15 protein-coding genes and 1 pseudogene are annotated in these 21,607 nt (G+C 69.8%); 9 read left to right on the forward strand and 7 right to left on the reverse strand.

What is annotated here, in order from left to right; genetic code table 11:
• Positions 1-41 precede the first annotated feature (41 nt).
• Both ND747_RS18235 and ND747_RS18240 read left to right on the forward strand, forming a co-directional pair.
• Entirely contained in the window at positions 42-695 is a 654-nt protein-coding gene (locus ND747_RS18235; protein WP_251734841.1) for a TetR/AcrR family transcriptional regulator, read from the forward strand.
• Between the two features lie 29 nt (positions 696-724).
• Entirely contained in the window at positions 725-1,873 is a 1,149-nt protein-coding gene (locus tag ND747_RS18240; protein WP_285900739.1) for a CaiB/BaiF CoA-transferase family protein, read from the forward strand.
• 130 nt (positions 1,874-2,003) lie between these two features.
• Here ND747_RS18240 and ND747_RS18245 read toward each other — a convergent pair whose 3' ends face one another.
• Both ND747_RS18245 and xylA read right to left on the reverse strand, forming a co-directional pair.
• A complete protein-coding gene (locus ND747_RS18245; protein WP_251734844.1) occupies positions 2,004-3,446 on the reverse strand; it encodes a xylulokinase in 1,443 nt (480 codons plus the stop codon).
• Positions 3,447-3,459: 13 nt separating this feature from the next.
• Positions 3,460-4,638, reverse strand: a complete 1,179-nt coding sequence (xylA, locus tag ND747_RS18250) for a xylose isomerase (RefSeq protein ID WP_251734846.1) — start codon at positions 4,636-4,638, stop codon at positions 3,460-3,462.
• A gap of 114 nt (positions 4,639-4,752) precedes the next feature.
• On the opposite strand from xylA, the gene ND747_RS18255 reads away from it, so the two are divergent.
• A complete protein-coding gene (locus ND747_RS18255; RefSeq protein ID WP_374216263.1) occupies positions 4,753-5,988 on the forward strand; it encodes an ROK family protein in 1,236 nt (411 codons plus the stop codon).
• A 101-nt stretch (positions 5,989-6,089) separates the two neighbouring features.
• Here ND747_RS18255 and ND747_RS29855 read toward each other — a convergent pair.
• Positions 6,090-7,936 (reverse strand): annotated as a pseudogene (locus tag ND747_RS29855) (MMPL family transporter).
• A complete protein-coding gene (locus ND747_RS18270; protein WP_251734851.1) occupies positions 7,933-8,280 on the reverse strand; it encodes a hypothetical protein in 348 nt (115 codons plus the stop codon). Before ND747_RS18270 ends, ND747_RS29855 begins: the two are co-directional and overlap by 4 nt.
• A gap of 209 nt (positions 8,281-8,489) precedes the next feature.
• On the opposite strand from ND747_RS18270, the gene ND747_RS18275 reads away from it, so the two are divergent.
• Positions 8,490-9,374 carry an alpha/beta hydrolase gene (locus ND747_RS18275; RefSeq protein WP_251734852.1) on the forward strand — a complete coding sequence of 295 codons (885 nt, stop codon included), beginning with the start codon at positions 8,490-8,492 and terminating at the stop codon, positions 9,372-9,374.
• Positions 9,375-9,399: 25 nt separating this feature from the next.
• Here the strand turns inward: ND747_RS18275 and galK are convergent, their stop codons facing one another.
• Genes galK through ND747_RS18290 form a run of 3 tightly spaced genes read right to left on the reverse strand, consistent with a single transcriptional unit; the run spans position 9,400 to position 11,812 of the window.
• Positions 9,400-10,551, reverse strand: coding sequence for a galactokinase (gene galK / locus ND747_RS18280; protein ID WP_251734853.1), 1,152 nt, complete (start codon positions 10,549-10,551; stop codon positions 9,400-9,402).
• Positions 10,548-11,522, reverse strand: a complete 975-nt coding sequence (galT, locus tag ND747_RS18285) for a galactose-1-phosphate uridylyltransferase (protein WP_251734854.1) — start codon at positions 11,520-11,522, stop codon at positions 10,548-10,550. Before galT ends, galK begins: the two co-directional genes overlap by 4 nt.
• On the reverse strand, positions 11,522-11,812 hold the full coding sequence (locus tag ND747_RS18290; protein ID WP_251734855.1) for a hypothetical protein: 291 nt from the start codon (positions 11,810-11,812) through the stop codon (positions 11,522-11,524). The genes galT and ND747_RS18290 overlap by 1 nt, the downstream gene beginning before the upstream one ends.
• Positions 11,813-12,327: 515 nt before the next feature.
• On the opposite strand from ND747_RS18290, the gene ND747_RS18295 reads away from it, so the two are divergent.
• From ND747_RS18295 to ND747_RS18315, 5 genes are all read left to right on the forward strand, one after another.
• A complete protein-coding gene (locus ND747_RS18295; protein ID WP_251734856.1) occupies positions 12,328-14,814 on the forward strand; it encodes a glycoside hydrolase family 2 TIM barrel-domain containing protein in 2,487 nt (828 codons plus the stop codon).
• Between the two features lie 126 nt (positions 14,815-14,940).
• Positions 14,941-16,209 (forward strand): ABC transporter substrate-binding protein, encoded by a 1,269-nt coding sequence (locus tag ND747_RS18300; protein WP_251734858.1) that lies wholly within the window; start codon positions 14,941-14,943, stop codon positions 16,207-16,209.
• Between the two features lie 87 nt (positions 16,210-16,296).
• Positions 16,297-19,014 (forward strand): ATP-binding cassette domain-containing protein, encoded by a 2,718-nt coding sequence (locus tag ND747_RS18305; RefSeq protein WP_251734860.1) that lies wholly within the window; start codon positions 16,297-16,299, stop codon positions 19,012-19,014.
• Positions 19,011-19,739 (forward strand): ABC transporter ATP-binding protein, encoded by a 729-nt coding sequence (locus tag ND747_RS18310; protein ID WP_251734862.1) that lies wholly within the window; start codon positions 19,011-19,013, stop codon positions 19,737-19,739. The genes ND747_RS18305 and ND747_RS18310 overlap by 4 nt, the downstream gene beginning before the upstream one ends.
• Before the next feature lie 263 nt (positions 19,740-20,002).
• Positions 20,003-21,232 carry an ABC transporter substrate-binding protein gene (locus tag ND747_RS18315; protein WP_251734864.1) on the forward strand — a complete coding sequence of 410 codons (1,230 nt, stop codon included), beginning with the start codon at positions 20,003-20,005 and terminating at the stop codon, positions 21,230-21,232.
• The last annotated feature ends 375 nt before the right edge of the window (positions 21,233-21,607 follow it).

Here is a 21,607-nt window from a genome sequence, read left to right on the forward strand (position 1 = left end):
GAGATAGGATTAGACCATGGATCAGCGAAAGTCAACCGGCGTTGGGGCGTAGGGGCTGGGGTGGTTCGCCGCCCAGGGACGACAGCGACGCGCGACAGCGGATCCTCGCAGCGGCCATCCGGTGCATCGAGCAGCAGGGGCCGGCCGGGACCACGCTGTCCGGCGTCGCCCTGGAGCTCGGCATCACCCGTAGGACCATCTACCGCTACTTCACCAGCACCGAGGACCTGTTCGGTGGCGTCACGGACCTCGTGCTCGACGACTGGGTTGAGCGCACGCGTGCCGTTGCCGAGCAGGCCGGCAACCCGGCCGACGTGGTGGTCGAGTCGGTGGCCTTCGTCATCGAGGGGCTGCCGAGCGAGGTCTTTCTGACGCTCCTGCTCGGCAGCGGACGGGCGGAGCTGTTCAGCCGGCGGATGTTGACGCCCACGGTCATCGTGCGATGCCGGAGGATCCTCCTGGGTGGTCGCGTCGACTGGGCCGCTCTCGGCTACGACGACGTGGCGCTCGACGAGTTCGTCGAGTTCCTGCTGCGGATCATCCAGTCCATGGTCGTGGCCCCACCCGAGCGACCTCGTTCCGGCGATGACCTACGCAGGTATCTCCGACGCTGGGTCGCGCCGGCGCTGTACGGCGCTGCGACGGACGCACCGGCCGACGGCTCGACGCGGAGTCCGGCTGAACCCCGCGGGTAGCACCACGAGAGCACGAGAGAAGGGTGACCATGACCGAAGCCCCGCAGCAGGCGACCGTCTCCGCAGGTGTCCCACCAGGTGGAGGGACGGCGCGGTCCGGTCAGGGGCCGCTTGCCGGGCTGCGGGTCGTCGAGCTGGCGGGCATCGGGCCGGGGCCGCACGCCGCCATGGTGCTCGCCGACCTCGGTGCCGACGTCGTGCGGGTGGAACGGCCGGGGACGGGGCAGCCGACGGACCAAACGCTGCGTAACCGGCGTTGGATCCGTGTGGATCTCAAGGATCCGGCCGGTCGCACGACCGTGCTGGACCTGCTAGACCGTGCGGACGTGCTGCTGGAGGGCTACCGGCCCGGTGTCGCCGAGCGGCTCGGGCTTGGGCCGCCCATCTGCCTGGCCCGTAACCCACGCCTGGTGTACGGACGCATGACCGGGTGGGGCCAGGCCGGGCCGCTCGCCGACCGGGCGGGGCATGACATCAACTACCTCTCCCTGACGGGACTGCTGCACGCCATCGGCCCGGCGGACCGGCCCCCGGTGCCGCCGCTCAACCTCGTGGGCGACTTCGGGGGCGGATCGATGTTGCTGGTGTGCGGGGTGCTCGCGGCGTTGTGGCAGCGATCGGTCTCCGGGGTCGGGCAGGTGGTCGACGCGGCCATGGTCGACGGTGCCAGCGTCCTCGCGCAGCCGATGTGGGCCTTGCGGGGAACGGGCCTCTGGACTGACGACCGGGAGGCGAACACCCTCGACGGCGCCGCCCCCTTCTACTCGACCTACACCTGCTCCGACAGCCGGTATGTCGCCGTGGGGGCCCTCGAACCGCAGTTCTACGCACTGCTGCTGGCGGGCCTCGACCTGGTTGGCGAAACCCTTCCGGGTCAGTACGACCGGGCCGGCTGGCCCGTGCTCCGAGCCCGGTTCGCCGGGGCCTTCGCCAGCCGGACCCGCGACGAGTGGGCGGCGGTCTTCGACGGTACCGATGCCTGCGTCACCCCCGTCCTGACGTTCGCCGAAGCGGGTAGTCATCCGCACCTGGCCGCCCGGTCGACGATCGTGACCGTCGGTGGGGTCGAGCAGGCGGCGCCGGCACCCAGGTTCTCCAGAACACCTTCGGCGCCGCCCCGCGCACCCGATCCCGGTGCCACCGACGCTTCGGCGGTCCTGCGCGCCTGGGCTTCATGACCAGGCTTTCCGCATGGAGGTCTACCGGCTTTCGTCGCAGGGTCGGCCGTGTACGATTTCGCCTCGCGATGCCATGCGCCTCGCGCCTGTGGCAGGCCGAGGCTGGCGTCGTGTCCTGGGTTGCCCGCGATCAGGTCTCATAGGAGGCGGCTGCGGCGCGGTACTGCTCGAGGACCGCGCGGCGGGGTTCGGCGGTGTGGGTGATCGTGTCCGGCTCGGGCCAGGCCGGTGGTCGACCCCCGCCCAGCAGGACGGTCGCAGCCTGTCGCGCGGCGCCGTCGGCGACGTACTCGCCGGGCGCCGGCGCCGCCACGGGCACACCGAGCAGGGCTGGCGCGAGGGCGCGGACCGCGGGGGAGCGTGCACCGCCGCCGACGAGGGTGACCTGGTCGATGGGCGGCCCCTGGACGCGGACCGCGGCCAGGCATCCGGCCATGAGGCACAGCACGCCCTCGACCGCAGCGCGGGCCAGGTTCGGACGTGTCATGGACGCGAGCGTCAGGCCGTGGAGCGAGCCGGTCGCGGTGGGCAGGTTGGGGGTCCGTTCACCGTCCAGGTAGGGCACGAGGACCAGGCCCTGCGCGCCTGGTCGCGCGATCAGGGCCAGGCGGCTGAGCTCGTTGTGGTCGACGCCGAGGAGCCTGCGGGTCGCGTCGAGGACGCGGCTGGCGTTGAGGGTGCAGGCGAGGGGGAGGTGGTGTCCCGTCGCGTCGGCGAAGCCGGCGACGGCCCCGGTGGCGTCGTGGGTGCCCACGGGGGAGACCACCGCGACGACACCGGAGGTCCCGAGTGAGACAAGAGCCCCGCCCGGTCGCAGGTGCAGGCCCAGTGCGGCGCCCGCGTTGTCGCCGCAGCCAGGGCCCAGGACGATGTGGCCCCAGCCGGCGGTGGGGTCACCGGACCCGATCGCCTCGTCGGGCGCCGCGACCCGCGGAAGAACGATGCCGTCGACGTCGGTGGGGTCCCGGCGCAGCGCGAGCGCAAGCAGGTCGCGGCGGTAGGTGTTGGTCCCGGCGTCGAAGTAGCCGGTGCCGGAGGCATCGGAGCGGTCGGTGCGCAGCGTGGCCAACGACGCCGCGCCGGACAGGCGCCACGTCAGCCAGTCGTGCGGCAGGGCGACCGCCGCGATGCGGGCGGCCGCGGCCGGTTCGTGTTCGGCGAGCCAGCGCAGTTTGGTGACGGTGAACGAGGCGACCGGCACCGAGCCGACCGCGGTCGCCCACCGGCGGGCTCCCTGGCCGCGGTCGCCGTCGCCGAGGTCGGCGACGAGATCGTCGGCCGCCCGGGCCGATCGGGTGTCGTTCCAGAGCAGTGCCGGTCGGATGACGTGTCCGTCGCCGTCGAGGGCGATCATGGCGTGCTGCTGGCCGGCGACCGCGACGGCCTCGACGTCAGCGAGGCCACCGGCCCGTTCGAGTGCGGTCCGCAGGGCCGTCCACCAGTGTTCGGGGTCGATCTCGGTTCCGCCGGGATGTGGCGCGGATCCCCGGCGTACGAGTGCGCCGGTGTCGGCGTCCCGGATGACGACCTTGCATGACTGGGTGGAGGAGTCGATACCCGCGACGAGTGCCATGGCGGTGGCCGGCTCAGCCGATGAGGTGCTCGATGGCCAGTTGTTGGAGCGCGACGAACCCGAAGTCCCGTTCGGCGGCCTTGTCGGGGTCGAACGGGTCGTCCGAGGCGAGCAGGTCCGCAGCGGTCTCCCCGGGGTCGAGGGTGGGTTCGGCCAGCTCGAACACGCCGGCGTAGGCCAGTGCCGCCCGCACGCGGGGGTCGGCACGAAACGCGGCCGCCTTTTCGGCCAGCAGCAGGTAACTGGACATGCAGGCCTGGGCCGATGCCCAGACTCCGGCCATGCCCTCCGTGCGGGATGGCTTGTAGTCGAAGTGGCGCGGCCCGGTGTAGCGGGGGCCGTCCGGGTAGCCGGGGAAGCCGTTCTCGAGCAGGTCGACGGTGAAGAACGCCGAGACGAGGTCACCGTGTCCGAAGACGAGGTCCTGGTCGTACTTCAGGCCCCGTTGGCCGTTCAGGTCGAGATGGAACAGTTTTCCGCTCCACAGGGCCTGCCCCAAGGCGTGGGTGTAGTTGAGATTGGCCATCTGCTCGTGCCCGGTCTCCGGGTTGAGCCCGACGATGTCGCCGTGCTCGAGCTGCGCGATCAGCGCCAGCGCATGCCCGACGGTGGGCAGGAAGATATCCCCGCGCGGCTCGTTCGGCTTCGGCTCGAGCCCGATCCGCAGATCATAGCCTTGGGCCTTGATATGGCCGGCGACGGTGTCGATGCCTTCCCGGTAGCGCTCCAGCGCGGCGAAGACGTCCTTCGACCCGTCGTACTCGCTGCCCTCCCGGCCGCCCCACATCACGAAGGTGGTCGCGCCGAGCTCGGCGGCGAGGTCGACCGCCCGCAGCACCTTGCGCAGACCGAACCGGCGTACGCCCCGGTCGTTCGAGGTCAGTCCGCCGTCCTTGAAGACCGGATGGGTGAACGTGTTGGTGGTGACCATCTCGATGACGAGACCGGCCGCGTCGGTGGCGTCCTTCAACCGGCGGCACCGGCCTCGCGCGGTGGCGTCATCGGCGTCGAAGGGGAAGACGTCGTTGTCGTGCAGGGTGATGCCCCAGGCGCCGATCTCGGCGAGCCGGTCGGCGTACTCCCATGGGTCCAGGGCCGCTCGGGTGGCGAGCCCGAACGGGTCGGTCCCGGTCCAGCCCACCGTCCACAGCCCGAAGGAGAACCTGTCGTCGCGGCTCGGCTGACGCGGCATTCCATGCTCCGATCTTCGTTTTCCCCATTTTGTATTTTCATAAAACATAATCACGCTGGTCGGTAGTGTCAACGTGTGTCCACCGTGCCGCCGCATGCCGGGCCCGCCCGTCCCGTGGCGCCGCGCCTCGCGCTGACCGGGCCTTCGTCGCCTGGCGGGGCACCGGGCGGCGCCCGCCAGGCGACGCTACGAAGGAGCAACCTGGCCCTGGTCGCCCGCACCGTTCATGCCCGCGAGGAGCCCCCGTCGCGAGCTGATGTCGCCGCGGCGACCTCGATGACCCGGGCCACCGCGTCCCGCCTGGTCGACGAACTGATCGCCGGGGGTGTCGTGGACGAGAGCGCGCGCCCGGCGACGGCCCGTCGGGGCCGACCCGCGACCCCGCTCGTCCCCGGCGCCCGGATCGCGGCGCTGGGCCTGCAGATCGATGTCGCCTTTCTGGCCGCCCGACTGGTCAACCTGCGGGGGGACGTGCTCGCGGAACAGGTCGTGCCCGGCGACTTCGTGGCCAGCGAGCCGGTGGCGACGTTGCGCCGCCTGGGAGCGGCCGGCAACCGTGTGCTGTCCGAGGTGCCGGGCGGGGTGCGGGTCGTCGGAGCCGGTCTGGCCCTGCCCGGCATCGTGTCGCGCGACGAGGGGCTGCTGCTACGGGCGCCGAACCTGGGCTGGACCGATATCCGTCCCGCGCCCTTGCTGGGCGCGCAGTCCCTGCGCGGTCTCCCGTTGACGATCGGAAACGAAGCCGATCTGGCCGCCGGCACGATCGCTGCGGTGGCGCCGGGCCGACCGGGACCGCAGACCGACTTTCTCTACGTGTCGGGTGAGATCGGCATCGGCGGAGCCGTGGTGCGGGCCGGAGACGTCGTGGGCGGCCGGCACGGGTGGGCCGGCGAGATCGGGCACGTCTGTGTGGACCCCGCCGGTCCGACCTGCCGGTGCGGTTCCACCGGCTGTCTCGAGCAGTACGCCGGCCGTCGCGCCCTGCTCGCTGCCGCCGGACTGCCGGTCACCGCCCCACCGGAACGGCTGCGCCAACGCGCGCAGGCGCGGGATCCCGCGGCCCGCCAGGCCATCTCCACCGCATCCTGGGCGCTGGCAGTCGCGCTGGCCAGCGTGATCAACGTCTTCGACATTCCCACGGTCGTCCTCGGCGGCCATCTGGCGCAGCTCGTCCCCTGGCTACAGCCGGACCTGGAGGACCAGCTGCGGAGGCGGGTGCTCTCGGCGCGTTGGTCCCCGCCCCGGATCGTCGCCGCCGAACTCCGCGCCGCGCCGGGTGCGACGGGTGCGGCCTTCGCGGAACTGGCCGCGGTGATCGCCGACCCGGCCCGCTGGATCGGGGGCACCTGACGCGACCGCTGGCGCGTCGACGCCGGACGAGCCGACCGCGCGGGACTGTCACCCGCACGGGCCAAGCAGCTGCGGGCTGGACTGGTCGGGAACCCGCGGGTTCAGCCGACGGCCGGTCTGCCCGTGCTCGGTCCGCCTGCGCTCGGTTGGGCGGCGTGGGTGAGGGCGGTGCCTTCCAGGTCGAGGTTGGGCAGGCGTCGGTCCAGCCAGTGGGGCAGGGCCCAGGCGGAGTGCCCGAGCAGGGTCAGGACGGCCGGCACGAGTGTAATCCGTACGACGAAGGCGTCGACGAGCACCCCGAACGCCAACGCGAACCCCAGAGATCTGATCACGGTGTCGGAACCGAAGAGAAGCCGCCGAACACCCCGAACATGATGAGCGCTGCCGCGGTGACGACTCGGGCACTGTTGGCCATGCCGCGGCGCACGGCCCGGTCCGGATCGTGACCACGGATGTAGTCCTCGTGGATACGGGAGACGAGAAAGACCTCGTAGTCCATGGCAAGGCCGAAGAGGATGCCGACGATGAGGATCGGCAGGAAGCTGACGATGGGGCCGGGCGTCTGGACGTCGAACAGGCTTCCCAGGTGGCCCTGTTCGAAGATCCACACGATGCTGCCGAACGAGGCGCCGATGGACAGCAGGAACCCGACCACGGCCTTGACCGGTACCAGGATCGATCGGAAGACCAGCAGCAGCAGCGCCAGGCCGACGATGACGATCAGAAACACCGGCAGCGCCGAGGTGAGCTTGCTGGACACGTCGATGTTGACGGCCGTCGAGCCGGTCACATAGGCGCTCACGCCGGACTGCTGCCGGGCCTGGGCCGCGGCGTCCCGGATGGTGGAGACCAACGCCCTGGTCTGCGCGGAGGAGGGGCGTGAGTCGGGTGTCACCGACAGGATGACGACGTCCCCGTCCTTGTTCGCGACGGGGGTGGACACCGAGGCGACGTTGGCGGCCTTCTGGAGATCGCTGCTGGCCTGCCCCGCGAGGGTGGCGGCGTCGGTGTGGCCGGGGGCGTAGATGACCAGGGTGAGGGGGCCGTTGAAACCGGCCCCGAACCCGTCGGTGAGCAGGTCGTAGGCACGCCGTTCGGTGGTGGAGGTCGGTTTGCTGCTGCTGTCGGGGAGACCGAGGCTCAGCTGCAGCAGTGGCAGCGCGATGACGCCGATGCCGACGACACACGTGATGACAGTCAGCCATGGCTTCGCGGTGACCACGGCCTCCCAGCGTTCGCCCCCGGTGGGCCGGCCCACCGCGCGCTGCTGGCGTCGGGTCAGGAAGCCGAGCTGGCCCCGGGTGACGCGCGTTCCGAGCAGCGACAGCACCGCCGGGAGCAGGGTCAGTGACAGCAGCACCGTCACGGCCACGGTGCCGGCCGCCGCCAGGCCCATCACCGTCAGGAACGGGACTCCCACGACTGCGAGGGCGCACAGCGCGATGATCACAGTGAGTCCGGCGAACACCACCGCGCCGCCGGCCGTCGCGGTGGCCAGCGCGATCGACTCCGGCACCGCCATCCCGTCGTGTAGCTGCTGGCGGTGCCGGGACAGGATGAACAGGGTGTAGTCGATGCCGGCGGCGAGGCCGAGCATCAGGGCCAGCGTCGGTGCCGTGCTGTTCAGCGACACCGCACCGGACAGTGCCGTGATTCCGAGCAGCCCCGCTCCCACCCCGAACAGCGCCATGAGCAGGGGCATCCCGGCCGAGACGAGGGAACCGAAGGCGATCGCGAGGACCACGAAGGCGATGATCACCCCGTACAGCTCGGTGTTGCTGTTCTTGGTTGTGGTGGAGACGACGCCACCCGAGTACTCGACCTGGAGCCCGGCATCGGTGGCCGGCTTCGCCGCCGCCTGAAGCGCGTCCTTGGCCTCCTGGCTGACCTGATCGGCTGACACCGCGTACGCGACGTCGACGAAGGCGATCCGGCCGTCCTGGCTCACGGTCGCCCTGTCGTACGGCGTGACCCCGATGACCTCGGGGCCTTCGCGATCTGCGCGAGCGAGGCCTTCGCCGCCGCGGTATAGGCGGTGTCGGTGACCTTGTGGCTCGGCGGGGCGGCGACGACGATGCGTGCGCTGGCACCGCCGGTGCCGAGAAACTTCCCGGCCAGCAGATCGAGGGCCTGCTGGGACTCGGTCCCCGGGATCAAGAGCGAGCTGCTTGTGGGGCCGGAGAGGGCCCCGGCGAGCCCGCCCAGAACGGCCAGCAACAGGACCCAGACGGCGAGCATCGCACGCCGATTTCGGGCGCTCCACGTGCCGAGCCTGTACAGCAGGTTGGTCATGACGGGACTCCGGGTGTCGGACCTGGGTGAGGCGTTGGACACGGTTGCCCTTATGCGCCTGCCCGTCGGCGCCCGATGGCCTGGCCGGCCGGCGCGGATGGGCACCGCCTTCGCCAGCGGAGCCTAGCCTATATTTCCCGCCCGAGAAATTTCGTCTAGGCTCCGGCGGGTGCGCCGCACTGCCCACATCCATCGAGTAGGAGTCGCGCATGGCAGGACGTTTCCGTCGTGGTCACACCGGGACGGTCGACCACGACGTGGAGATCCGCGACATCGACGTTCCGGTCGGTGACGCGTCGATTCGGACGAGGCTGTACCGGCCGACCGCGGCGGCGGGCACGACGGCGCTGCTCTGGATGCACGGTGGCGGTTTCTCCGGCGGATCGATCGACATGCCGGAAGGGGACGCGGTGTCCCGGGCGTTCGCGCGCGGGGGGGTGACCGTGCTCAGTGTCGACTACCGACGGGTGCCGCCGCTGAGCCGGGTGCGACGGTGGCGCGGCGCGGCGGCGGTGCGGTTCCCGACCCCCGTACTCGACTGCCTCGCCGCCTGGCACCGGCTCGCGGCCGAAGCGGAGTCGCTGGGGCTTGCGGCCGAGCGGATCTTCGTGGGCGGGGCGAGCGCCGGTGCCAACCTCGCCGTCATGAGCACGCTACGGGCCGCGACCGAGGGGCTGGCGGCACCGGCCGGGCTGCTGTTGGCCTACCCGCTGCTGCATCCCGTGCTGCCGGCCGGGCCGCCCGCGGCCGGCCAGGGTCTGCGTACCCGGTTGCTGGGCCGTGTCGGGCAACGCGCGGTTCGGATGATGGCAGCCAACTTCGTCGGGGCGGCGAACCTAGCCCGCGTCGCTGAGGCGTTCGCGCGACCGGCGGACCTCGACGGCCTCCCACCCACGGTGATAGTCACCGGCGAGCACGACCCGCTGCGCCCGTCGGGGGAGGCCTTCGCCGACGCGCTGCGTTCCCACCGGGTCGAGGTCGACTGTCAGCTGGAGCCGGACGTGCGTCACGGCCACCTCAACCATCCCGCCACGGTGCCCTTCGACCACACGATGTCGACCTTCAGTACCTGGCTGGCCGCACACGGCGGGTGACGGCGCAGAGCAGGTGAACGTGCGGTCAGCAGACGCGGGTCGCGCCGTGGGATGGGCGGGTTTCGAAGGCTCGTGGCGGGGTGAGGCCGTGGGTCTTGAAGGCTGCTGTCACCGCGGTGGTTGCGGTGGGGACGGCTGCGTCGGGTAGTAGGGCGATTGTGCAGCCGCCGAAGCCGCCGCCGGTCATGCGGGCGGCGTGGGCGCCGGCGTCGAGCAGGGTGTCGACGGCGAGGTCGAGCTCGGGGCAGGAGATCTGGAAGTCGTCGCGCATGGATGCCTGTGATGCGGCGAAGGTCTCGCCGAGGCCGGTCAGGTCGTTGTGGCGCAGCGCGGTCACCGTCGTCCGGACGCGGTCGATCTCGGTGACCACATGCCGGGCGATGCGCTGTTGCTCACCGACCAGTGTGGTTTCCACCGCGGTGAGGGTGGTGTCGCGCAGGGCCTGGACGCCGAGGGTGCGGGCGGCGTCTTCGCAGGTGGTGCGCCGGCGGGCGTAGGCGCCGTGGGCGTGGGTGTGGCTGATGCGGGTGTCGACGACCAGCAGGGCCAGGCCTGTGTCCTGGCCGGGTAGTGGTACGGGTTCGAAGGTCAGTGATCGGCAGTCGAGTAGTAGTGCGTGGTCGGTCTGGCCGTGCATGGCGGCCATCTGGTCCATGATGCCGACGGGGGCGCCGACCATGTCCGTTTCGGCTCGGCGGGCCGCGGCTGCCAGGGTGGTGCGGTCGGGTTCCAGGCCGGTGAGTTCGGCTGCGGCCAGTGTGACGGCGCAGGTGAGTGCCGCCGAGGAGGACAGTCCGGCTCCGGGTGGGACCTGTGAGGTGACGACGATGTCCAGGCCGGGCTGCCTGGTCTGTGGCCAGCCCAGTGCCCACAGTGCGCCCAGGACGTAGGCGGGCCAGCCGGTCACGGCGCCGGGCCGCAGGTCGTCTGTGTGTAGGGCGGCTCCGCCTGGGCGGTCCAGGGACAGGCAGGTGAGCAGGTCGTCGTCGCGCGGCGCCACCGCGACCAGCGTGGCGGAGTCGAGGGCGAAGGGGAGGACCAGGCCGTCGTTGTAGTCGGTGTGTTCACCCATCAGGTTGACCCGGCCCGGGGCGGCCCACACCCCTGCCGGGGGGCGGCCCAGGCGCGCGCGGAACTCGGTGGCGAGCCGGGCCGCGAGGGCGTCGCGGTCGTTCATGTCAGCACCGCCCGCAGGGCGGCGGCGGCCTGCTCGGGTGCCACGTCGGCCAGGAACGCGCCGCCGGCGAGCTCCGAGCCGGCCAGGTACTTGAGTCTGGTCGCGGACCGGTGCGGTGGTGCGAACTCGATGTGCAGGTGGGAGATCGGGTCCCAGTCGCGTTCGTCGTCGGTCGGCCGGGCGTGCATGGCCATCACGTAGGGCAGTGAGAAACCGAACAGCAGGTCGTAGCCCCGGGTCAGCCGTGACAGCAGGTCGGCGAGGTCGGCCCGCTCGTCCTCGCGAAGCGAGCCCAGGTCCGGTCGGTGGGTGCGCGGGACCACATGCACCTCGTAGGGGAACCGGGCCCAGAACGGGACGAACGCGATCGCGGTCGGGGCCGCCAGGACACACCGTGGACCGGCCATCTCCGCCGCGACGACATCGCATTCCACGCACCGGCCGGTGCGGTCGCGGTAGGCGATGGCGGCCCGCAGCTCGCGGGCGGGTCGGGGCGGTACCTCCGGATAGGCGTAGATCTGACCATGCGGATGGGCCAGGGTCACCCCGATGACCTCACCCTTGTTCTCGAACGGCATGACATAGGAGACGCCGGGCGTCGCGCCGAGAACGGCGACCCGGTCGGCCCAGACGTCGACAAGCATCCGCACGCGGTCGGTCGGCAGGTCGGCGAAGGTCGTGTCGTGGTCGTCGGAGTAGACCACCACCTCGCAGCGGCCGAACGCCGGCGCCACCGGGTACAACTCGGTCCCCGCCACCTCGGGCACCGGGGGGTGGGGTGACAGCGACGGGAAGCGGTTGTCGAACGTCACCACCTCGTAGGCCGCGAGCGGCACCTCGGTCAGCCGGCCGCCGGGACGGGTCGGGCACAACGGACAGCCGTCGGTTGGTGGCTTGTACAGCCGATCCTGGCGGTGGGTCGCGAACGTCACCCACTCGTCGGCGGTCGGGTCGTACCGGCGCTCGGCCATCACGCGCCGTCCACACCACGGCGAGCCTCGGCCGGGGAATCCGGACCGGCCGCCGGGAGCTGGCCAGCTGCCGGGAGGCGGTAGTAGGTGATCCGCCGACCGTCCGGGAGGGCTGCCACCCGCCGCAGCAGGCCCGTCCGGGTGCCCGGGACCTGCACGACCGATCCGGAGACACCGTCGTCCGGACCGCCGGACACCCGCGGCCTGTCCGGGCTCAGCTCGTCCGGCCGGCCCCACTCGCCTGGCCGGTCCGGCCCACGGGGCGCTTCGATGGCCTCGGGTCCCTGCACATCGTCTCCTCTGTTCCGGCCGCCTGCTCTGTGGGGCTCCGGGCGCTCGCGCGACCGGCACCGCTGCGGTCCGTCGGGTCCGCCGCCGGAGTTCGGGATCCGCTGCTGTTGACCTGCGCGCTCGGCAGCTGAGGGGGCGCCAGACGAGCAGGAGGTGAACCTGTGGCCCTGGGACCGTCTACAGCGGTGATCCCACAACGTCCAACGACTGCGGTCCGGACGCGCCGGGCCTGCCAACAGCCCATCGCCGTGACTTGACCGCCGGGATACTCGCTAGTATTTTCTCCCGCAAGGGAGATATTAGCTGCCAGAGGCGCGTTGCGGGTGGTGTTCGGCATCACAGCGAAGCGCACCCGGGGGGCGGGCGCCTGGCTGGTCCGCGGGAAGAGGGTCGCCACGGGCTCCGAGGGGCGCCACCGCAGGCGGCCGAACCGATTCTCGATCATGGTCGCCGGCTGATCCGGGGCCATCCGCCGTACGGCCCCGGCCGGCGGGCCGCGTGTGTAGGAGGCTGCATGATCCGCGAGTCGTTCAACCAGGGCTGGCGCATCAGCAGAAAGCGCGGTGACGGCTCGGAGGTGTCGGTCGGCCCGGTGACGGTTCCTTACGATGCCATGTTGTTCGAACAGCGGGACCCGAAGACCGTCAACAGTTATAACACCGGATACTTTCCCGGAGGCGTCTACCGGTATTCAAAGACGTTCCGAGCGGCGCAGGAGTGGCGTGGCCGCAGCATCACCCTGGAGTTCGAGGGTGTGTACCTGCGCTCGGAGGTGTTCGTCAACGGCCGCCTCGCCGGCGGCCGCCCGTCCGGCTACGCGATATTCCAGGTCGTGTTGGATGATTTTCTTGGCTACGGCGCCGACAACCTGGTCGAAGTCGTCGCGCACAACGACCGCGGGCCGAACGGCCGCTGGTATACCGGTAGTGGTATCTACCGGCCGGTGCATCTGCTCGTCGGCGACCGCCTGCGGATCACCCCCGACGGTCTCCGGATCAGCACGACGTCGATCGAGCGCGCCGAGGCGATTGTCGACGTCGCGATCGAGATCGTCAACGACGGTACCGAGGGCCGCACGGTGACGGCCACCACCACTCTGCGCGGCCCGAGTGCCAGCACCGGGCCGATCGAGGAGCGGCTGTCGGTCGAATCCGGCGAGACGAAGACGTTGCGCCAGCGCGTCGCGGTGCCGGCGCCGGCGCTGTGGTCACCGGAGAGCCCGCAGCTTTACACCGCGAGCGTTGCCCTGTCCGACGGCGACCAAGTCGTCGACGAGGCCGTCGCCGATTTCGGAATCCGCACGCTGGCCGTGGACGCCCGCCGCGGCCTGCGCATCAACGGCCAGCCGGTGAAACTGCGCGGGGCGGCCATCCACCATGACAACGGCGTCATCGGTGCGCACACGTTGGATGCGGCCGAGGAGCGCCGGGTCCGCATCCTGTGGGAAAGCGGCTTCAACGCGATCCGCAGCGCGCACAACCCGGTGTCCCGGGCGACCCTGCGCGCCTGCGACCGGTATGGCGTACTCGTCATGGACGAGCTCACCGACGTGTGGTGGGGGCCAAAGAGCAGCGCCGACTACTCCGCGGAGTTCGAGCAGTGGTGGGAGCGGGATCTCGAGTCGCTCGTCGCGAAGGATTTCAACCACCCGTCGGTGATTCTCTACTCCATCGGCAACGAGATCCCCGAGACCGCGACCGCGCGGGGCATCCAGCGCAACCGTGAGATGGCCGAACGCACTCGCGAGCTCGATCCGACCCGTCTCGTGACCAACTGCATCAACGGATTCCTCAACCTGATCTTTCGCAAGAAGAAGAACGAGAAATCCGAGCCGGCCGTCGCCGACCGTACGGGTGGCGACGCCCCGAACAAGAACCTCATCGCCGTGCTCAACCTCCTCATGGGGGTCCTGCATCCGGCGCTTCGCCACATCGTCCGGCTGCCGGCGGTCGATCGGCGCACCCGTGACTCCTTCGCCGCCCTCGACGTCGCCGGGTACAACTACATGGTCGGCCGCTATCGAAAAGACGCGAAGCTTCACCCCGAGCGGGTGATCGTCGGCAGTGAGACCGGGCCGACGGAGACGGTCTCGATCTGGCGCGAGATCGAGACCATGCCGCACGTCATCGGTGACTTCACCTGGACCGGCTGGGACTACATCGGAGAGGCCGAAATCGCGGTGCTCCCGTACAGCCGGCGACCGACCCTGTTCGGCCCCTGGCCGGCGCTGCTGGCGGGCGAGCCGGTGATCGACATCACCGGGCATCGCCAGACCCAGTCCTACCTCAACGAGATCGCCTGGCAGCTGCGCAAGGCCCCCTACCTCGCCGTGCAGCCGGTGAACCACTCCGGCGAGAAGCAGTACTCCAACGCCTGGCGAAGCACCAACTCCATCCACAGCTGGAGCTGGGAGGGCCACGAGGGGCGGACCGCGGTGGTCGAGGTGTACGCCGATGCCGACCGGGTGGACCTGCTGCTCAACGGGGACCTGGTCGGGAGCGCGCCAGCGGGGCCGGACAAGGACTATCTGGCCACGTTCTCCGTCTCGTACCGGCCCGGGACCCTCACCGCTGTCGCCTATAACGCGGCCGGCAAGGAACTCGGGCGGGACACTCTTATCAGTGCCGGCGTGGAGCTGCGGCTACAGGTGCGGCCCGAAAGCAGCGAGCTGCACGCCGACGGCGCCGACCTTGCCTACCTCCCGATCGCGCTCACGGACGCCGCGGGAACAGTGCGTCCCCTGGCCGACCGCACGGTCACGGTCGAGGTGACCGGTGCCGGCACGCTACTCGGGTTCGGGAGTGCCCGACCCGTCACCGAGGAGGGCTTCTCGACCGGTCGGCACTCGACCTACTGGGGACGGGCGCTCGCGGTCGTCCGGGCCGGACACGAGGCCGGCGACGTCACGGTCACCGTGACCGCCGACGGCTGCGAGCCGATGACGGTCGTCATCCCGGTGACGGCCGTGGGTCGCGCCGTCCCCGCGAAGTCCGGTGCGTGACCGGGGCGGCAGCCGGCCCCGGCCCGTCTCGTCGTGGGGCCCAGGCCGCCGCGGCGATCCATGTAACCCCTGCCTCGCCGCCCATCGATCGGCGCACGGGGAAGAACTTCTGAGAGGACAACCCAGATGCGCCGAGACATGGTGCGGAGAACAAGCCGGATGCGCCTGCGGATGTTATCGGCCGGTGTGGTGGCGCTGGCCGTCGCCGTCGTGGCGGCGAGCTGCTCATCGAGCTCCGGCGGGCCCAGCGGCAGCGGCGGTACCCGCGCGGGCGGGTCGACCTGGAAGCTGGGCAGTGACCTGACGTGTAGCGGTCCGCTCGCTTCGTCTGCCGGCCCGTACTGCGACGCGATAAAGGCGTGGGCGAAGTCGGTCAACGCCAGCGGCGGCATCAACGGGCACCAGATCGACCTGATCGTCAAGGACGACGCCGGCAACCCGGCCAGCGGGCTCAGGAACGTCCGGGAGCTGGTCGAGAAAGATCACGTCATCGCGTTGGTCGGCCTCCCGCCCGCCTATACGTTCAGTGCCTACCTCAAGGCAAAGAAGATCCCCGCGATCGGTATCATCGGCAATGCCGACTACCGGAACCCCTCGTTTTTCAACGTGGGTCTCAACCCGTTCGCCAGCGTCTTCGCGGTCAGCCAGGAGACGAGCCGGGCCGGCGTCAAGAACTTCGGCTTCGCCTACTGCGCGGAATCCGCGGGGTGCGCCCAGTCGCTGCCGATCATCCAGGCGGCGGCCGGCGGGTTCGGGCAGACCACGACGGCGGTCAAGGTCTCCTCGTCCGCTGCCGACTACACCGCACCATGTCTGCAGCTGAAGAACGCCGGAGTGCAGGCGATGCTCATCGGCGCGGGTTCCGACGTCGTTCTGCGTGTGCTGGACTCGTGTGTCGCGCAGGGTCTGAAGGCCCGGGTCGCCGTCCCGGCCCAGGCGATCGAGCCGGCTGACTGGCTCAAGGACAAGAACACAGAAGGCATGATTGGTATCAGCGGCTACGCGCCGTGGTACGACACCACGATCCCGGGCATCAAGGCCTTCCAGGCGAGCATGGCGAAGTTCGCCCCCGGCGCCGGGACCGGGGCGGCCGCCTCGGCTGCCTGGTCGATTGCCGAGGTGTTCAAGGGAGCCGCGCAGGCCGCCCACCTCGGCGACAACCCCACTTCCGCGCAGGTGACCCAAGCGTTGCACGGACTCCAAGGTTACACCGCCGATGGACTTCTTCCGCCGCTGAGCTACCCGCAGGGGGCGGAGCAGAATCTGGCCGTGTCCAACTGCTACTTCACTTTCACCATCAGGAACGCCGCGTTCGCCTCGTCGAACGGCGGTAAGTCCGAGTGCATCGACCAGCAGAAGCTGGCCCCGTTCGTGAAGCTGCTCCCAGCCAGCTGACAGATGCCGGACCGGGTGGGGCGACCGCGAGAACCGGGTCGCCCCACCCGCGATATTCGCTGCCGTGAGCACGAAAGGGTCATAGAAGTGCTGCCCTTCATCATCGCCGGACTGGTGACCGGCGCGGTCTATGGTCTCGCGGGCGCCGGTCTGGTTCTGACGTACAAGACCTCGGGCGTGTTCAACTTCGCCCATGGAGCCCTCGCCACCATCGCCGCGTACGCTTTTTACTTCCTCCACGTCCAGCACGGAGTGCCGTGGTCGCTGGCCGCCGCTCTGGTGCTGGTCGTTCTCGGCCCGCTCGGCGGGGTGGCGTTCGCCCGTTTCGCCAAGGCCCTCGCCGGCGCGAGCCTCGCGCTGCGGGTCACAGCGACGGTCGGTGTCCTGCTGCTGGTGCAGACCGGATTCCAGCTCATCTACGGGACCCAGTCCCGCAAGGTTGCTTCTTTTCTGCCGACGAACGTGGTCACGATCTTCGGCACCCGGGTCACTGCCGAAAAAATCATCATCTTCGTCGTCGCGGTGGCTGCCACCGTGGTGCTTTCGGTGTTCTTCCGCCGCGCGCGGCTGGGGATCGCGATGCGCGCCGTCGTGGACAACGCGGAGTTGCTCGATCTGGCCGGCACCAACCCCAACCGGGCCCGGCAGTGGGCCTGGGCCATCGGCATCGTCTTCGCGATGACCTCCGGTCTTCTGCTGGCCTCGTCCGTGCCCCTGGACCAGACGACGCTGACGCTCCTGGTCGTTCAGGCCTTCGGCGCCGCGGCCATCGGATCGTTCACCAGCCTGCCGATCACTTTCCTGGGCGGACTGGCCATCGGGCTGCTGGGCTCCCTCGGCACGAAGTACTTCACCAGCGGTTTTCTCGCGCAGGTGCCGGCGAGCCTGCCGTTCATCGTGCTGTTTCTGGCACTGCTGCTGTTCCCGAAGCGATGGCTTCAGTCCCGCATCCCGAGCGCCCCCGACCGTCGGGCGAACTGGATGACACCGCCCGCGCTGCAGGTGGGTGCCGGCGTCGTGATTCTCGTCATCCTTGTGCTGGTGCCCAGCTTCGCGGGTTTCCATATCGGTGACTGGACGGTCGCGCTCACCATGGTGATGCTCTTCCTGTCGCTCGGACTGCTGGTTCGTACCTCAGGACAGGTATCGCTGTGCCACATCGCGTTCACCGCGATCGGAGCCGCCGCGTACTCGCACCTGGCCGTGGATCATCACTGGCCGTGGGGCCTCGCGCTCGCCGTGGCCGGACTGGTGGCCGTTCCCGTCGGCGCCCTGCTGGCCATTCCGGCGACGCGGAACGGTGGCATCTACCTGGCCCTGGCCACCCTCGGGTTCGCCATCGCGGTGCAGCAGCTCTTCTACACCAGGAGCTTCATGTTCGGCGAGCTCAACCTCGGGCTGACGATGCCGCGCCCCGCCCTGTGGGGCCTCGACTCGGACAGGGGTTTCTACTACGTGTGCCTCGCGCTGACCGTGCTGACCGCGTTCGCGATCATCGCGCTGGACCGTGGCCGGCTCGGCCGGCTGCTGCGGGGGATGGCCGATTCGCCGGTCGCGCTGGCCACGCACGGGGTCTCGGTGAACACGACCCGGGTCCTGGTCTTCTGCCTGTCGGCCTTCATCGCCGCGGTATCGGGTGCCCTGGCCGGCATGGCACAGCTCACCGTGGCGGCGGACAACTACCAGCCGTTGACGTCCCTGACGTACCTGACCCTCATTGTCGTCACGACCGGCACCGAACCCTGGTATGCCCTGCAGGCGGCGGCGGCGCTGACGCTGGTCCCCTCGTACATAACCCTGAACAACGTCGGAAACTACATCACCCTCCTCACGAGCGTGACCGTGATCCTCTATGCGCTGACGCCGGCCTCGAAGCGCGCCGCGCCGGTCTGGCTGCGCAAGGCGATCGACCGAGTCTTCCGGCCCGATCGATCTGCTCGCGCCGGACAGTCTGGGGCGGCGCCAGCGCGAGCCGCCTCGACAGTGGCACAGGTAGCACCGCTGTCGCTGGCCGTCGAGGGACTCCGGGTGCAGTTCGGCGGCCTGGTCGCGGTCGACAACATCGATCTCGTGGCCCGTACCGGGACCATCACCGGACTCATCGGGCCCAACGGTGCGGGCAAGACCACGACGTTCAACGCGATCTCCGGGTTGGTCCATCCCACGAAGGGAGGCCTCCGGCTTGATCTCGCGGACGTGACGCGACGCAGCCCCGCGGCCCGGGCGCGGCGAGGGGTCGGGCGGACATTCCAGATCATGGAGCTGTTCGACACCATGACCGTGCGGCAGAACGTCGCGCTGGGGTTCGAGGCCGGACTGGCCGGCGGCAATCCGCTGCGCCAGGTCCTGCCGCGCAGGTCCGACGCGGCCCGGGTGCGCGTGGCGGCGGCCGGCGCACTGGAACTGTGCGACCTGGTCGACCTGGCCGACCGGCAGGTGGGAACGCTGTCCACCGGGCAGCGCCGGTTGGTGGAGCTGGCTCGCTGTCTGGCCGGGGACTTCCGGATTCTGCTGCTGGACGAGCCCTCGTCCGGGCTTGATCGGGCGGAGACCGCTCGGTTCGGCGAGATTCTTCGCCAGGTGGTGAACGAACGTGGGGTGGGCATTCTGCTCGTCGAACACGACATGGCTCTTGTCGGCGAGGTCTGCGACGAGCTCTACGTGCTCGACTTCGGGAAGGTGCTGGTGTCCGGTCCCACCGCCGAGGTGTTGTCGTCCGACGTCGTGCGCGCGGCGTATCTCGGCGGAGACGTCGAAAACACGCCGGCCACGGCTTCGCGGTCAGTGAGTGAGGTTCAGCCGTGACCGGCCCGCAGCTACGGCTTGAGGGTGTCAGCGCGGGGTACGGCCGCACAACGGTCCTGCGCGACATCGACCTGGAGATTCCCGCCGCCTCGGTGGTGGCACTGCTGGGTTCCAACGGCGCGGGCAAGACGACGCTTCTGCGGGTGGCCTCCGGCCTCACGCGTCCCAGCGCGGGCCGCATCCTGGTCGGCGACCGGGATGTGACCCGCGAGGCGCCCAACGAGCGGCGTCGCCATGGGGTGTGCCTGATTCCGGAAGGCCGCGGAATCTTCCGGTCGCTGACCGTCCGAGAGAACCTCGTCCTGCAGATCCCGCCGTGGGAGAAGGACACCTCGCTCGATTCCGCCCTGGACATGTTCCCGGCCCTCAAAACCCGCCTCGGCGACATCGCGGGCCGGCTCTCGGGCGGCCAACAGCAGATGGTGGCGCTCGCCCGCGCCTTCTTCGGGTCGCCGTCGCTCGTACTGCTCGACGAGGTCTCCATGGGCCTGGCCCCGATCGTGGTCGACACGATCTTCGAGGCACTGCACGTCCTGGCAGCCCGCGGTACCGCTCTGCTGATCGTCGAGCAGTATGTGAACCGGGCGCTCGACGTGGCGGACCACGTCTACCTGATCAGCCGCGGCAGCATCACGTTCCAGGGCAGCTCGGCTGACCTGGACCAGACCGAGGTGATGCGCCACTATCTCAGTCACGATCTGACGTCCGACCGCAGTCCGACCTGACCAGACGCGGCTGGGGTTCGGGGACGCGGAACCCACCATCGAGGACGACTTCTCGGTCCATGGGCACTCGACCTGCTGGGGACGAGCGCTCACGGTCGTCCGAGCCGAACGCGAGGCCCGCGACGCCACCGTCACCGCGCCCGGCCACGGGCTCACACCGTGGTCGTCTCGGTGACGGGTGCCGATCAGTCCGGACAGCAGCGTCCAACGATGCACAAAAAATGTGACCTGCGTTGAGGATCCTAACCCGGGAAGGCCCTGCCGTGAGAGTTCGCTCGCTGTCGGCATTATCTGCCGCGGTATTATTCCTGGCGCCGGTGGCGGGCTGCCACAGCAGTTCGGCCACCTCGGCCTCGGCCTGCAACGATCCCGGGGTTTCGAAGAACGAGGTCCGGGTCGGCCTCATCTATCCGGACAGTGGGGCACTTGCCAGAACTTTCCAGCCGATGCGCTCGGGACTGAACGCCAGGCTGGGCGTCGTAAACGAATCCGGCGGCGTGAACAGCCGCCAGGTCCACTACACCTGGGCGGATGACCGGGGCCGGGTGGACACCAATGCCGTGGTCAGTCGAAGCATTGTGGAGAAGGACCAGGCCTTCGCCGTCATCGAGGCCACCGCCGCATCCTCTGGTGGAGCCGGCTATCTCGCCGCAGAGAACATCCCGGTGGTCGGCGTCGGGGTGGAGGCCGCATGGTCGCAGTACCGGAACATGTTCACCTACGCCCTTTCCAGCAGCGCCACCCCCGCTGCGGACGTTGTGACCACCCTCGGTAAATACGCGCGCGTACAGGGCGGATCCCGTGCCCTCGTCGTCGGCGATCCCACCGGCCTCGGTGTCTCGGACAACATCACTGAACAGATGCGCGCCAGCTTTGCGTCCGTCGGTATTCCGGTTCTCTCGGCGAACGCGGACGAATCGCCCACGAACGGCCAGATCAACGAGATCATCCGCCTGATCGGCACCGAACGGGTGGACATTCTGGCCAGCACCCTGACGACCGAGACCTTCGCGCGCATCGTCGCCGCGGTCCGGCAGGCCGGGGCGCCACTCAAGGTCATCCTCGGCAACAACCAACCACCCAACGAAGCACTGCTGACACAGTACGGCCCGCTGCTCGCCGGGCTGACCACCTACGTCATAGTGTCGCCGGCATCAACCTCGCCGGCTGCCGCTGCCTACCGGGCCGCCGCAGCCCGTTTCGCCCCCGAACTGGGGGACAGTCGCGACGTTCTCGCCGAGGTCGGGTATCTCCTGGGGGATATGATCATCCGTGGCCTCGAGGCCGCCGGCCCCTGCCCCACCCGGCAGAGCTTCATCACCGGCCTGCGCGCCGTGAAGAACTACACCGCCGGTGGCCTCGTCCCGAGCGTCGACTTCGAGAAAGACTTTGGCAGGACACCCGTCTGCTACCCGTTCGCTGCGGTCAACGCTACCGGCACGGGCCTGACCATCGTCTCTCCCGATTTCTGCGGAGAACGCATCGCCCACTGACAGCGCCCCTGACACGGCTGATCCCTGCCGGATGGAAGGGGTGATGGCGGCGCCGAGCAGTCGGAACCGAAGCGGATGCCGACCGCCAGGTACTCCCGGCGGGTTATGTCCGCAGAATACTCGGCCAGCTCCTCTGCCCCGCCGCGGCGAATCCGAGCCGCTCCAGCCACCGTGAGAACAGAACGGCCAGAAGGAAACCGCGGGGCTGCCGGTAATCGAACTGGTTGATGTGCAGGCCGGAAATCCTTCACATCAAAGGTTTTCCAAAAGGTCAGGACGTCGAAAAATTCCCCCCGAGTCATCGCTGTCGAAGTTGGGATCGACGTCAACACAAATGGTCACGTCCGGCCTGATCGCTGTGATCGATGCCTGCTG

The organism is Frankia sp. R82, assembly GCF_023716925.1.
Classification (GTDB): Bacteria; Actinomycetota; Actinomycetes; order Frankiales; family Frankiaceae; genus Frankia.

What these genes read in the sequence shown, in the direction of transcription:
- ND747_RS18240 (WP_285900739.1), top strand. Translation starts at nt 725, where the DNA reads ATGACCGAAGCCCCGCAGCAGGCGACCGTCTCCGCAGGTGTCCCACCA.
- ND747_RS18245 (WP_251734844.1), bottom strand. Translation starts at nt 3,446, where the DNA reads ATGGCACTCGTCGCGGGTATCGACTCCTCCACCCAGTCATGCAAGGTC.
- xylA (WP_251734846.1), bottom strand. Translation starts at nt 4,638, where the DNA reads ATGCCGCGTCAGCCGAGCCGCGACGACAGGTTCTCCTTCGGGCTGTGG.
- ND747_RS18270 (WP_251734851.1), bottom strand. Translation starts at nt 8,280, where the DNA reads ATGACCAACCTGCTGTACAGGCTCGGCACGTGGAGCGCCCGAAATCGG.
- ND747_RS18275 (WP_251734852.1), top strand. Translation starts at nt 8,490, where the DNA reads ATGGCAGGACGTTTCCGTCGTGGTCACACCGGGACGGTCGACCACGAC.
- galK (WP_251734853.1), bottom strand. Translation starts at nt 10,551, where the DNA reads ATGAACGACCGCGACGCCCTCGCGGCCCGGCTCGCCACCGAGTTCCGC.
- galT (WP_251734854.1), bottom strand. Translation starts at nt 11,522, where the DNA reads ATGGCCGAGCGCCGGTACGACCCGACCGCCGACGAGTGGGTGACGTTC.
- ND747_RS18295 (WP_251734856.1), top strand. Translation starts at nt 12,328, where the DNA reads ATGATCCGCGAGTCGTTCAACCAGGGCTGGCGCATCAGCAGAAAGCGC.
- ND747_RS18300 (WP_251734858.1), top strand. Translation starts at nt 14,941, where the DNA reads ATGCGCCGAGACATGGTGCGGAGAACAAGCCGGATGCGCCTGCGGATG.